This window comes from Mucilaginibacter sp. (assembly GCF_041088075.1).
Lineage (GTDB): Bacteria > Bacteroidota > Bacteroidia > Sphingobacteriales > Sphingobacteriaceae > Mucilaginibacter_A.
Genome location: NZ_JBGCVY010000044.1, coordinates 13673 through 26747 on the forward strand (window position 1 = coordinate 13673; position 13075 = coordinate 26747).

14 protein-coding genes are annotated in these 13075 nt (G+C 40.8%); 6 read left to right on the forward strand and 8 right to left on the reverse strand.

Annotated elements, in window-relative coordinates; all coding sequences use genetic code 11:
• Window positions 1–53 precede the first annotated feature (53 nt).
• Both V5804_RS10300 and V5804_RS10305 read right to left on the reverse strand, forming a co-directional pair.
• Window positions 54–428 (reverse strand): hypothetical protein, encoded by a 375-nt coding sequence (locus V5804_RS10300; protein ID WP_369591301.1) that lies wholly within the window; start codon window positions 426–428, stop codon window positions 54–56.
• A 62-nt stretch (window positions 429–490) separates the two neighbouring features.
• On the reverse strand, window positions 491–1267 hold the full coding sequence (locus tag V5804_RS10305; RefSeq protein WP_369591302.1) for a helix-turn-helix domain-containing protein: 777 nt from the start codon (window positions 1265–1267) through the stop codon (window positions 491–493).
• A gap of 113 nt (window positions 1268–1380) precedes the next feature.
• Here V5804_RS10305 and V5804_RS10310 point away from each other — a divergent pair, with 113 nt between their 5' ends.
• Window positions 1381–1671: a GIY-YIG nuclease family protein gene (locus tag V5804_RS10310; RefSeq protein WP_369591303.1), complete on the forward strand. Its 291-nt coding sequence runs from the start codon at window positions 1381–1383 to the stop codon at window positions 1669–1671.
• Between the two features lie 65 nt (window positions 1672–1736).
• Here the strand turns inward: V5804_RS10310 and msrB are convergent, their stop codons facing one another.
• Window positions 1737–2231, reverse strand: coding sequence for a peptide-methionine (R)-S-oxide reductase MsrB (gene msrB, locus V5804_RS10315; RefSeq protein WP_369591304.1), 495 nt, complete (start codon window positions 2229–2231; stop codon window positions 1737–1739).
• Window positions 2232–2981: 750 nt separating this feature from the next.
• Here msrB and V5804_RS10320 point away from each other — a divergent pair.
• The 3 genes from V5804_RS10320 to V5804_RS10330 all read left to right on the forward strand — a co-directional run bounded on the left by V5804_RS10320 (window position 2982) and on the right by V5804_RS10330 (window position 4534).
• Window positions 2982–3302 carry an ArsR/SmtB family transcription factor gene (locus tag V5804_RS10320; RefSeq protein ID WP_369591305.1) on the forward strand — a complete coding sequence of 107 codons (321 nt, stop codon included), beginning with the start codon at window positions 2982–2984 and terminating at the stop codon, window positions 3300–3302.
• A complete protein-coding gene (locus V5804_RS10325; protein ID WP_369591306.1) occupies window positions 3299–3829 on the forward strand; it encodes an SRPBCC domain-containing protein in 531 nt (176 codons plus the stop codon). The genes V5804_RS10320 and V5804_RS10325 overlap by 4 nt, the downstream gene beginning before the upstream one ends.
• Before the next feature lie 150 nt (window positions 3830–3979).
• Window positions 3980–4534: a DoxX family membrane protein gene (locus V5804_RS10330; RefSeq protein WP_369591307.1), complete on the forward strand. Its 555-nt coding sequence runs from the start codon at window positions 3980–3982 to the stop codon at window positions 4532–4534.
• Between the two features lies 1 nt (window position 4535).
• On the opposite strand, the gene V5804_RS10335 is transcribed toward V5804_RS10330, so the two are convergent.
• Window positions 4536–5126, reverse strand: coding sequence for a hypothetical protein (locus V5804_RS10335; protein ID WP_369591308.1), 591 nt, complete (start codon window positions 5124–5126; stop codon window positions 4536–4538).
• 145 nt (window positions 5127–5271) lie between these two features.
• On the opposite strand from V5804_RS10335, the gene V5804_RS10340 reads away from it, so the two are divergent.
• On the forward strand, window positions 5272–7479 hold the full coding sequence (locus V5804_RS10340; RefSeq protein WP_369591309.1) for a glycoside hydrolase family 3 C-terminal domain-containing protein: 2208 nt from the start codon (window positions 5272–5274) through the stop codon (window positions 7477–7479).
• Between the two features lie 600 nt (window positions 7480–8079).
• On the opposite strand, the gene V5804_RS10345 is transcribed toward V5804_RS10340, so the two are convergent.
• Together V5804_RS10345 and V5804_RS10350 are read right to left on the reverse strand one after the other, a co-directional pair.
• Window positions 8080–8913, reverse strand: a complete 834-nt coding sequence (locus tag V5804_RS10345) for an aldo/keto reductase (protein ID WP_369591310.1) — start codon at window positions 8911–8913, stop codon at window positions 8080–8082.
• Window positions 8914–9015: 102 nt separating this feature from the next.
• Entirely contained in the window at window positions 9016–9999 is a 984-nt protein-coding gene (locus V5804_RS10350; RefSeq protein WP_369591311.1) for an aldo/keto reductase, read from the reverse strand.
• Window positions 10000–10173: 174 nt separating this feature from the next.
• Here V5804_RS10350 and V5804_RS10355 point away from each other — a divergent pair, with 174 nt between their 5' ends.
• Window positions 10174–11070, forward strand: a complete 897-nt coding sequence (locus V5804_RS10355) for a helix-turn-helix domain-containing protein (RefSeq protein ID WP_369591312.1) — start codon at window positions 10174–10176, stop codon at window positions 11068–11070.
• Between the two features lie 443 nt (window positions 11071–11513).
• Here the strand turns inward: V5804_RS10355 and gmhA are convergent, their stop codons facing one another.
• Both gmhA and rfaE1 read right to left on the reverse strand, forming a co-directional pair.
• Complete coding sequence (gene gmhA, locus V5804_RS10360) at window positions 11514–12083, reverse strand: D-sedoheptulose 7-phosphate isomerase (protein ID WP_369591313.1); 570 nt, start codon at window positions 12081–12083, stop codon at window positions 11514–11516.
• Entirely contained in the window at window positions 12070–13056 is a 987-nt protein-coding gene (gene rfaE1, locus V5804_RS10365; protein ID WP_369591314.1) for a D-glycero-beta-D-manno-heptose-7-phosphate kinase, read from the reverse strand. The genes gmhA and rfaE1 overlap by 14 nt, the downstream gene beginning before the upstream one ends.
• Window positions 13057–13075 lie beyond the last annotated feature (19 nt).

Below are 13075 nucleotides of genomic sequence, written 5' to 3' on the forward strand. Positions count from 1 at the left end.
TTAAAATAAGAAAAGCGGCCTGGGCCGCTTTTCAAAATATCAATTCACAAAAATTATTTTTGTGGTGATGGAGGTGCGCCACCGCCACCGTTTTGCATCCTTGCACGCGTATCAGCTTGCATTTTGTCGTAAGCTGTAGCTTGTTCCGGCGTTAAAATCGCTTTGATTTTTGGTGCCATTGCTTGCATTAAAGCCATTCTGCCTGACCGCATCGCATCGCGGTCGCCGTTTGCAGCCGTTTTGATACTGTCCATTTTGGTGCTTTGCATTTGCATAATGGAAGTAATTTTAGCTGTTTGGTCGTCAGTCAGTTTCAATTGTGTTTGCAGTTGTTTGGCTTGTTCTTCCGGCGTTCTGCGTTGGTACTGTGCTTTGCTTAGCGTGGTCATGCCTGCTATAAAGCAAAGCATTAACAATAATTTTTTCATGTTTTTCAGTTTAGTTTATAGGATAAAGATAACCGCCTAAAGTTTAAACCCACACTTGTAACTTAATTGTTGCTTTGCTGCAAACTTGCGATAGATTTTTGCATTTGTGTCATCATCGAAGTCAAGCTTTCTAAAGTCGGGTCGGGCGTTGGCTCCGGGAAATGTGTGGAGATGTAAGCTTTCGATTTCCAAATCTCCAAAATATCTTCTGGGTTTATTTCGTAAGGTTCGTAAACCGGGTTGTCCGAAACCAATTTTAGCTTTTTGTTCGCTTTAAATTTATTGCCGATTCGTTTGTAAACCACGCCGTCATCTTTGCTGATCACCACATAAGTTTCGCCTGATTTTATTTCTGCCCAGTTTTCCAGATATTCTGCAACGATAATAGAACCCGGATAAACCGGCAACATTGAATCTCCCGTAATTTCAAAAGCGCGGTAAGTGCCTTGTTTCAGCATCGGCAAATGAAATTTTGGCAACTGGCTGATAAATTCAGGATCGGAATAACCGTTTAAATAACCGGCGCTTGCTTTGTAAGGAACCAACTCGATATTCTGGCGGTCATTTTGGTCAACCGAAACGCTTAAAACGCGGACATTGTTGTTTTCCAGCTTCGGTTTCGGCGGATATTTGTCGTTGATGTCTTCATTTATAAAATCTCCGATCGGGATTTCGAAGAAACTTGCTATTGTATTTAGCAATTCGTACTTCGGATCAGCCCGGTCTTCCTCGTAGGCACCAACCAATGATCGTTTTATAAGTAACTGATCTGCAAACTGTTGCTGCGTTAACCCTTTCTTTTTTCGAAGGTATTTGATGTTTGATGAAATTTTTGACATAAAATTTGGTATTACTAAATTAATTAGTACTTTAGTGCTCATAAAATTAGTAATAAATATTAACTATGCAAAATATAAAAGCACGTTCTGCCACAAAACCAGGAAAAAAAATTATGTATATTATTACTGACCGTAACCGGAACAGTTTGCATGTAGGCATGTGCTCTGATTTGGTTAAAACATTGCAGTTTTACCAGCAGATGCCAACGCTTTTTTACAACGATTCGGACCAGTTAAACCGGTTGATTTATTTTGAAGAACTAAACTCGGAAGCGGTTGCGGTAAAGCGTTTTGAAACGGTAAGCTGCTTTACCCGGAGCCAGAAAGAGCAAATGATCCGCTCGGTAAACCCGGACTGGGTTGATTTAACGCTGGGCTTAAAATATGAATTCGCTTTAAACTAATAAAGCGAATTCAATTCTATACCGATAAAAGAAGCATTATTTTATGCCTGTAAAAGAAGCAGTGGTTACTTCTTTACAAACTTAAATGCGGCCGAGTTCATGCAATAACGTTTTCCGCCACGATCGGCCGGGCCGTCATCAAAAACGTGGCCTAAATGGAAACCGGTACTTTTTTCGATCACTTCGTCGCGGTCCATGCCGTAACTGCTGTCGTGCACAATTTCAATTTTGCTTGGGTCAATCGGCTTTACAAAACTTGGCCAGCCCGTTCCTGATTCAAACTTATCATTGGAAGAAAACAAAGGTTCGCCGGTTGCCGCGCTTACATAAATGCCTTTTTGATGGTTGTTGTAGTAGGGGTTTTGAAAAGGCGGTTCCGTGCCTCTTTCAACCATAATTTCGTAGGCCGTTGGCGAAAGTTCTTTTTTCCATTCGGCATTGGTTTTTACGATTTTTCTTTTGGGCTGATTTGCTAAGGACTTATTTTGTCCATTTATATTTTGGCATCCGAAAAAACTAACCGATGCTGCCGTAATTGCAATTAATATCAAACGTTTCATGTTAGAATTAACGACATCCAAGTTAAAAAAGTTTGTAAAACCTGCGTCAATATAAGTTGTGGTTGTTTAAACTTTTTTTCTGGACTTGTTTTTGGGCTGATGCTTCTTTTACCCTATAAAAATTGGTGTTTGTACCCATATTGTACAAATTAAAAACCAGGCAATTCTAATTTTTAGGTGATAAAAGAAGCATGTCGTAAAATACAAAAGAACAAGTTTGTACAAGTTCGTTAGCGGCAACTTTGATACAATTCCAAATCTTCAATTCTAAGAAACTGTTTAAAAACGAATTGAATATATATTTTCATTGCCGTTGGCTTTAGCCAACGGAACAATAGCGGGCGTTAAAGGGCTTTAGCCAAAAACGATCATCTTAATTCGGCTAAAGCCTTCTTTCTAATTTATACAACCGTCCCGTCAACGGGACGGCAATGAATTTCTTCCATAATATATTCTTGAAATCAAATTTAAACAGTGAACTTGTTTAAACTCATTCTGTTGTGCTTTAGACCATGCTTCTTTTACCCTATAAAAAATGGTGGGCAATTTGATTTGATTTGTTAAGGCCAATGCAGGCACCAATTTTTATAGGGTAAAAGAAGCATCAGCCCAAAAAAATAGGGCCGGAAAAAAAGTTTAAACAGCTTCAGTTTCTAAAATAATTTTCGTTCAAACAAAAATAAATTTGCGAAACCAAATAGTTGCACATATATTTGCAACCAATCGGTTTCACAAGCAAAATCAAACATTATGAGACGGGATATTTTTCAGGCAATAGCCGACCCAACAAGGCGGGCAATTATTGCCTTGATTGCTTTGCAGGCGATGACACCAAACGCCATTGCCGACAACTTTAACACTACCCGGCAATCTGTTTCAAAACATTTGCGCATACTTACCGAATGCGAATTGGTGAAACAGGAACAACAAGGCAGGGAAATTTACTATTCACTTGAAATTGAAAAAATGAAAGAGGTGGATCATTGGCTTAACCAATTCAGGAAAATTTGGGAAACCCGGTTCAACCAACTTGACCAAGTATTATCAACAATTAAAAAACAGGAAAAATGAAAAACGAAGAGAAATCCCGCGAGGCGGGAAAAAACAATCTGCAATTTGATTTTACCGTTGACAAAACAACAAAAACGGTATTTGTAAACAGGGAATTTGCTGCCGGACTTTCTTTGGTTTGGGATGCTTTTACCAAACAGGAAATCCTTGACCAATGGTGGGCGCCTAAACCCTGGCTGTCAAAAACAAAGTTTATGGATTTTAAAGTTGGCGGAAAAAGGTTTTATGCCATGGTAAGCCCGGAAGGACAAGAACATTGGTCAATCCAGGAATTTACTTCCATTAACCCGACAACCAATTTCAAAATGTTGAATGCTTTTGCCGACAAAGATGAAAACCCCGAATTGCCAAGTTCTGAATGGGATTTGAATTTCAGTGAGCAAAACGGAACCACAAAAGTGAGTATTACGATTTATAACGAATCCCTTGACCGCATGGAGAAGATGATTGAAATGGGCTTCCAGGGAGGGTTTACCATGATCCTGAACTATTTGGAAACCCTGTTGCCAACTTTACAACAACAATAGAAAAAACTGCTAACATTGGTTTGGCAAAATGAAGGATTTGTATTGAACATTTAAACTTTGGATTCCTGCATTTTGTCAAACCAAAAAACGCAAACCGGTAAAACTTATATCCGGCAATCAGCGTAAATCTTAACTCAAACAAAAAGCAGCATGTCAATTTATCAAAAATTAAGTTTGCTTGAGATTAGGATGATTTCCTGGAAAATCAAAAACGGCATCAAAGTATTGCGCATTGCTTTAGGCATAATTTTCTTTTGGTTTGGCGTGCTTAAATTTTTCCATGGTTTAAGTCCGGCAGAAGTTTTGGCATCGCGTACCATCGGAAAGCTTACTTTCGGCTTTATTCAAGGCAACGTTTCGGTTTACATTTTAGCAAGCTGGGAAACGTTGATTGGCATTGGTTTGCTCACAGGCTTTTTGCTTGATTTTACTTTGTTGTTGTTATACTTTCAAATGGCCGGGACTTTTTTACCGATGCTGTTTTTTCCGCATGAGATTTTTGCACATTCCATTTTTGTGCCAACCATGGAAGGGCAATATATTATTAAAAATTTGGTGTTGATCAGTGCCGGAATTGTGATCGGATCAACCATAAAAGGTGCCGGAATGATTGCCGGGCCGGAAGCAGAAAGCCTGGCAAAAAAATACAATTCCAGGTTTTTTAACAAGCAGGAAACCGGTACAATTATTCCAAGTAAAATCTAAATTAATCCGTCAACAAGTCAACACAATTTGCGCGCAACAATTTTAAACGCTTGTCTAAACCAGCCAAACCGTTTTTGTCGTTTAGTTTTTGGTACAAACCTTTGATCAAATCCAAAGTTGCATCGTCGTGGTCGCAAGCTTCGGCTTTTTCCAAATGCGGCAATGCTGTTTTTAGAACCTTAAAATACTGGGCCTCATACTTTTGATGTTCGTTTGCATTGTTTTTGGCCTGGTTTATTTTCTCAATCAAATTATTAGTCGGTAACAAATACAAGTAGCCCAAAGCCCGGTGCGAAATGTAAAAGTCTGGCACCGCTTGCAAAACTTTTTCATTGTAGATAATTGCTTTTTCGGGCTGGTTTTGGTCTTCATACAATTTGGCCAGCCTCCTGTAAAAGCTGGTTTGTGCTTTAATTGGAAGTTTTTCCAGACTGTGCAAAATGCTGTCGGCTTTTAAAAAGGCTTTCGCGTTTTCATTTTTGGATTGCGCCTCGTTAAAATCAAGGTACAAATTGTACACTTTGCTGTTGTATTGCGCCCGGGCCAAAGCAGAACAAACCATCAGCAGGAAAATAAATACTGTTTTTATCATGGTAAAATTTGAACGGTTAATTTAAACTTTAAAAACCAATTTAAAGAAATTTAAGCGATGCTTCTTTTATGGCATAAAATTTAGGCAGGCTGTTAAAAAGAAATATATTCGTGGCTTGTTGTTTTCCAAATCAAAGCCTTTTAAAATGAAGAAAAACTTTTTCGCCATAGCAGCGATTGCCGTTTTGTCCCTGTTTCTGCTTCCTTCCTGGTCGGTAAAAAAGCATTTTCAATATCCGTTCCAAAATCCAGATTTACCCATCGAAACACGCGTAAACGATTTGGTTTCACAATTAACTTTGGAAGAAAAAGTTTACCAAATGCTAAATGCGGCACCAGCAATCCCGCGCCTACAGGTTCCGGCTTACAACTGGTGGAACGAATGTTTGCACGGTGTAGCGCGAACGCCTTTTAAAACAACCGTTTATCCGCAGGCAATTGCGATGGCCGCTACTTTTGACACCAATTCTTTGCACCAAATGGCCGATTTTACAGCCGAAGAAGGCCGGGCAATCAACAATGAAAGTACACGGACAGGAAATACAGGGATTTATTTGGGATTAACTTATTGGACGCCCAACATCAATATTTTTCGTGATCCGCGCTGGGGAAGAGGACAGGAAACTTACGGAGAAGACCCGTACTTAACAGGAACGCTGGGAAAAGCATTTGTTTCCGGGTTGCAAGGCAACGATCCGAAGTATTTAAAAGCGGCCGCTTGTGCCAAACATTACGCCATACACAGCGGCCCGGAACCATCCAGGCATGAGTTTGATGTAAACGTAAGCGACCACGATTTGTGGGACACTTATTTGCCGGCTTTCCGCGAATTGGTGGTGAATGCAAAAGTAGCCGGCGTAATGTGCGCTTACAACGCTTTTAAAGGCCAGCCTTGCTGTGGCAGCGATATGTTGATGAACAATATTTTGCGCAACGAATGGAACTTTAAAGGTTATGTAACTTCGGATTGCGGTGCGATTGACGATTTTTACGAACATCATAAAACAAGTGCTGATGCAGAAAACGCTGCCACAGATGCTGTTCTTCACGGAACGGATGTAGAATGCGGAAACGTAACTTACAAATCATTGATCAAAGCAGTGCAGGATGGCAAACTAACAGAAGAGCAGATCAACATTTCTTTAAAAAGGTTGTTTACCATCCGTTTTCGTTTGGGTTTGTTTGACCCGAAGGAACAAGTGCAATTTGCACAAATTCCGTTGAGCGTTTTGGAAAGCCCGGAACACCAGGAACACGCTTTAAAAATGGCGCATCAGTCCATCGTGTTGCTGAAGAACGAAAAGCAAACGCTTCCGCTAAGCAAAAAACTGAGAAAGATTGCGGTTTTAGGCCCGAATGCCGATGATTCCATTACTGTTTTAGGGAATTATAACGGACATCCTTCCAAACTAAGCACACCTTTACAAGCAATCAAAGAAAAGCTGGGCAGCGGAACGGAAGTGTTTTATGATAAAGCAGTTGATTTTACATCAGCTTTAGCGGGAAAGCAAGACTTAAAAGCCATTGCCGATGAGGTGAAAGATGCAGATGCCATTATTTTTGTAGGCGGGATTTCGCCAAAGCTGGAAGGCGAGGAAATGAAGGTGAACCAGCCGGGCTTTAACGGCGGCGACCGCACGTCCATCGCATTACCGGAAGTGCAAACCAACCTGTTGAAATGGTTAAAAACAACAGACAAACCCGTGGTTTTTGTGATGATGACGGGCAGTGCGCTGGCTATTCCATGGGAAGCTGAAAATATCCCGGCGATTGTAAATGCCTGGTATGGCGGGCAAGCATCCGGAACAGCACTGGCCGATGTTTTATTTGGCGATTATAATCCGGCTGGCCGTTTGCCGGTTACCTTTTACAAAAGCGATGAGGACTTGCCTTCGTTTACAGATTATTCGATGAACAACCGCACTTACCGCTATTTTAAAGGCCAGCCTTTGTATGCTTTTGGTTACGGCTTGAGCTACACCACGTTTAAATACAGCGAGTTGCAAGTGCCGTATCAAATCCCTGTCGGTAAAAATACTATCGTTAGCGTAAAAGTAACCAACACGGGGAAAATGGATGGGGAAGAAGTGGTGCAGCTTTATTTGTCCCATTTAAAATCTACAACCGATGCACCCATACGGGCATTAAAAGGCTTTAAGCGGATATTTTTAAAAGCCGGGGAAAGCAAAAACGTCAGCTTTACTTTAACGATTCCCGATTTATCATTGGTGGACGAACAAGGCACGTTAAAAGAATTGCCGGGCAGTGTGTTAGTCAGTATTGGCGGAAGCCAGCCGGATGCAAAAACGCAGGTGAGTAAAAAGACGGTTGGGAGGGTGATGCGGGTGATATGAGGGAATTTAAATTATCGGAATTATAAATTGTTTAAATTGATGTGCTAAAAGAAGCATGCTTCTTTTAGCACATCAATTTGTATTAATTATAATCACAAACCACGTTACATTTAAAGTTGATAAAAATTTGATTAGATGTAATTAGATTTATGTAAAAGTTTTACGTAATACTTAAAGTATAAAAAAACGCTTTTCAACCAGTAGCATCAAGGTTACAGAAATACCTTCGTTTTTTTGTAATAGCGGAATTGTAACTTTTAAGCAAACCAAGGCGTAATGATATTAAAACCATGTCCATTATATCTGTGTAAGCAAGCAGAGTTTGAAGATTGTTAAAAGCCATTTCTATCAGCTTATTTAGTACAAAAGAGAAGTACGCATTCCGTATTATAAGTTTTCAGACAATACAAAAAAGCGCACATAAGTGCGCTTTTTTGTAGTTATTGACGGTATTAACCCTTATTAAGATGCTTGTTGGTTCAAACTAAACTTTTTTGTAATTAATTCAATAATTTGAGTGTACAAATAAACTTTCACGATAGAAAAACTACAATGAAGTTTGCGAAGTTTTATTACTTACTTGCTATTTTCAAACGTCTTTTAAACATGATAAATTAGTCCACTACCTTTATCTAAAGATTTGATAGTTGTCATATCACCGGAAGACAACTCAAAGTCAAATACATTGAAATTTTCATTTATCCTTTTCAAATTTGCTGATTTCGGAATAACCACGACTTCTTTTTGAATTAACCATCGCAAGACCACTTGGGCAATGCTCTTATTATATTTGCTTGAAAGCACTTTTAAAAGTTCATTATTAAAAAGACTGTTTTTACCCTGAGCAAAGGGTGCCCATGACTCCAACTGGATGCCTTGAGATTTTAAAGCTTTCTGCATTTCTGTTTTTTGGGAAAATGGATGTGTCTCCACTTGATTGACTGCTGGTATCACACTATGCTGCTTAAGTAAATTCTGAATCTGATTCATATTGAAATTACTTACACCTATAGCCCTTACTTTACCTTCTTTATATAATTCTTCCATTGCTGTCCAGGAGGAGTTTATGTCTCCCTGCGGGAGATGAACCAAGTATAGATCAATATAGTCAAGATCCAGTTTTTTTAGCGATGCTTCAAAGGCTCGCTTTGCTTTTTCATACCCGAGATTCACTGGCAAAAATTTTGTGGTCACAAAGATTTCTTCTCGTTTGACATTACTTTTTTTAATCGCTCTGCCCACCGATTCCTCATTATAGTATGCCGCAGCTGTGTCGATCAGTCTGTAGCCAATATTTAACGCATTTAGCACAGACTGTTCACATTCTAAACCATCTCGAAGCAAGTAAGTACCAAAACCAAGCAGCGGCATTTTTATGCCGTTATTTAATGTTATGTTCATCACTTTATAGCTATCTGTATGCTGTTTTTCCATAAATTTTTAATAACTTGATTGGGTTGAAGATTTCAATTCCGGTTGCGGCAATCCATAGAATTAAAGGACATAGGAGGACGTATCATCGGGAGTATGGCTTGCTTACTTGCCTTGACGGTCTGCCAAGCTTGCGGGGTAGCGTTCTCCCTGAAGGCTGATGTTGTCCAAAGCCTTATTGATAGTGGCTAAATCATGATCGCTTAAGGTGATGTTTGCACCGCCTATATTTTCTGCTAAGCGAGTCATTTTTGTTGTTCCCGGAATCGGCGCAATCCATGGTTTTTGCGCCAGCAGCCATGCCAATGCAATCTGCGCTGGCGTTGCATTATGTTCTCCCGCAATCGTTGTTACAAGGTCAACAATGGCTTGATTCGCTTCACGGTTTTCTTTGGTAAAACGGGGAATGAAATTTCTGCCATCGGTCTTGTCAAATTCAGTGTCCGCATTTATCTTACCCGTTAAAAATCCTCTGCCCAACGGGCTAAACGGAACGAAACCGATACTCAATTCTTCAAGCAATGGAATGATTTCTTTTTCAGGTTCGCGCCAGAACATGGAGTACTCGCTTTGCAGGGCTGCCAAGGGTTGTACGGCGTATGCTCTGCGTATACTTTGCACGCTGGCTTCACTCATACCGAAATGTTTTACTTTGCCTTCGGCAATCAAATCTTTTACGGTTCCGGCAACGTCTTCAATAGGCACATTTGGGTCAACGCGGTGTTGATAAAACAAGTCGATATAATCGGTTTGCATATACCGGAGCGAGTTTTCCGCCACCTGCCTAATGCGTTCCGGGCGACTATCTAAACCATCTGTATGTTTGCCGTTTGTAAAGCCAAACTTGGTAGCGATGATTACCTTATCACGTACATCGTGCAATGCTTTTCCTACCAATTGTTCATTGGCGCCTTGTCCATACGCTTCTGCTGTATCAAAGAAAGTAATGCCCGATTCATAAGCTTTTTGAATGAGTGCAATGGCATCTTTTTCGTCCGTTGCCGGACCATAACCATGGCTTAATCCCATGCAGCCCAAACCAAGTCCGGACACTTCTAATCCGCTAGTTCCTAATTGTCGTGTTTTCATTTTTTATATTTTATGCTGCAAAATTGTGAAGAAAGGGCGAGCCCTCTTGTATACAGATTACGGGTTCTCCTACCAATATTACTGATTGGGAGGGCCGGTATCAAAAGCGCTTGCCGGAACCTGTAATTTTGTAGCGATAAAAGAATTGTAGTTTTATAGCGATTAAAAAAAGGTATGGAAGAGATCGTAAAAATTAGCAGCATCGCGCAATACAATACCATGCGGGGCGTAACAACCAAACATCCTCTGGTTGCGGTGATTGACCTCTCGAAAGCGCAACCGGTGCCTGCCAAGTCATTCAACCTTGGTTTGTATGCGGTAGGTCTGAAAGAACAGAACAGTGGCCAATTGCGCTATGGAAGAAGGCACTATGACTACCAGGACGGAAGTCTGGTATTTGTAGCGCCCGGACAGGTGATAGGTGTGCAACCCGGTCTTGAACTGTTTGCCCCGAAAGGCTGGTTATTGCTCTTTCATCCCGAGCTGATAAACGGTACTCCGTTAGGCAAACACATTCAGGATTATTCTTTTTTTTCGTATGATGTAAATGAAGCACTTCACTTGTCGGATAAAGAGAAAAGTATTGTGATTGATTGCTTCTCAAACATCGAGTATGAACTCGATCAAAATATAGACAAGCACAGCAAAGGACTGATTGCATCCAACATCGAGTTGCTGCTGGGTTACTGCGTTCGTTTTTACGACCGCCAGTTCATTACGCGCGACAATGCAAACAAAGGAACCCTGGAACGGTTTGAATACTTGTTGAAAGGCTATTTTTCATCCGATAAACCGCAGAGTGAAGGCTTGCCTTCCGTAGCTTATTGCGCCAAAGCCCTACATTTATCACCCAACTATTTTGGTGACTTGGTGAAGAAGGAAACCGGCAGATCTGCTCAGGAATACATTCAGTCAAAAGTGATAGATGTGGCAAAGGAGAGACTGTTTGACATTAATAAATCTGTAAGTGAAATAGCCTATGAATTGGGCTTTAAATACTCGCAGCATTTTACAAGGTTATTCAAACAGCGCATGGGTTATACACCGCAGGAGTACCGGCTGCTGAATTAAAAGCTACACAATTGACTTTTGTTAAGCACTTAAAACTACCCTACTTAACATAATGTTGTATTGTAGGACGAAGAAATAGATACTATTGTCCCGGCAACGCTAAATTAAACGAATTTCTTCGTTTTTCTGTAATAGCTAAGTTTATCTTTCTGGTGTTTAAGTTTATTTGTCTTAAAGCACTTAATATGTTAAGGAAGAAAGCTCTCTAAGTGGTATTTTCTGTTTAAGAACCAATTGGGTTTTATTATACAGATGTTTTTTCAATAAAAACCCTTTATCTGCATTTATGTACTACAACAAAAAATTTGCATGTATTTTATGAGTGGCTGTTACGCAAAATGAATCTTAGGATAAGAAAACAAAATTAGGACCTATGATTTTTGCGGTTATATTATCCAGCTTAAATTGTTTAAAAACATATTTTTTGGTGATAAAAGAAGCATTCAAAACAAATCATCCACCGCCTTGCAAAAAATATGGCCAATCAAAATGTGCATTTCCTGAATTCGTGCCGTAATATCCGAAGGCACAACAATATTCAAATCGCACAACTCATTCATTTTTCCGCCATCACGGCCGGACAGGCCCAACGTTTTGCAACCTGCTTTTTTTGCAGATGCCAACGCTTTTAAAACATTGGCACTGTTGCCGCTGGTGGAAATGGCCAGGAAAAGGTCGCCGGGCTGCGCCAAAGCTTCCAACTGTCGGCTAAAAACATTTTCAAAACCATAATCATTGCTGATGGCGGTGAGGGCAGAGGTATCGGTAGATAAAGCTATGGCAGCCAATGGTTTGCGTTCTTTTACAAAGCGGCCGGTAAACTCGGCAGCAATGTGTTGCGCGTCTGATGCGCTTCCGCCGTTGCCGGCAATCAGCAGTTTTTTTCCGCTTAAAACGGTTTCGGTAATCATGGCGCACCCATTTTCTATCGGTAAAAGAAGCATCTCAATTACCTGGCTCATCAGTTGCTGGTGGTTGTATAATTCTGCGGCTACCATTTCAGTTGTTGTCATTTTCCATATCTTCTATAATTTCTGCCAGCGTTGTGGTCGCGCTTCCGACACGGCGAATCACGATGGCCGCTGCGTGGTTGGCCAGTTCGCAAGCTTCGTGCACCGTAAAACCGGAAGCAATAAAATAAGCCAAAGTGGCCAAAACGGTATCGCCGGCGCCGGTAACATCAAACACTTCGGTGGCTTTCACTTCCAGCAAATCGTAACTGTTTTTGGTTAAAATCGCCATGCCTTCTTCAGACAAAGTAACCACCAAATAATCAACTTCCGTCAATTCAAACAAAGTGGAAGCGGCTTTTTGCAGGTCTTCTATCGTGCCAATTTTTTCAATTTTAACGGCTTGCGCAATTTCTTTTTTGTTGGGTTTGATGATGAACGCGCCTTTGTATTTCTCAAAATCCAAACCTTTTGGATCAACGATGACCTTTTTGTCCAGCTTTTTGCATTCCTGAATAATGCGCGCGCAAAGCGAAGGCGAAAGCACGCCTTTGTTATAATCGGAAAGCAAGACCACATCAACCTCGGCCAAAAGCGGAATAATTTTGTTGAGCAAATTTTCCTCGCAAACAGAATTTATGCTTTGGCTCACTTCGCGGTCAATCCGCACAATCTGGTGGCTGCCCACAATAATCCTGGTTTTTAAAGTGGTAATGCGTTGCGAATCTGTCAAAATTCCTTGCGTGTCGGCCTGTTCATCGGCCAGCATTTTCAGCAGTTCTTTTCCGGCCGTGTCTTCGCCGATGACACCTGCCACAATCACTTTTGCACCATACGAAAGCAGGTTTTGCGCCACGTTACCTGCGCCGCCCAGTGTGCTTGATTCTTTCCCGACGTTTACAATCGGCACCGGCGCTTCCGGCGATAAGCGGCTGGCATCGCCCCAAATGTATTGGTCAATCATTAAATCGCCAACAATCAAAATTTTAGGCGGCGAAGTTGTGTTTTGAAGGGTGCGTACTTTATCAATCAGCATACTATTTTTAGGGCATAAA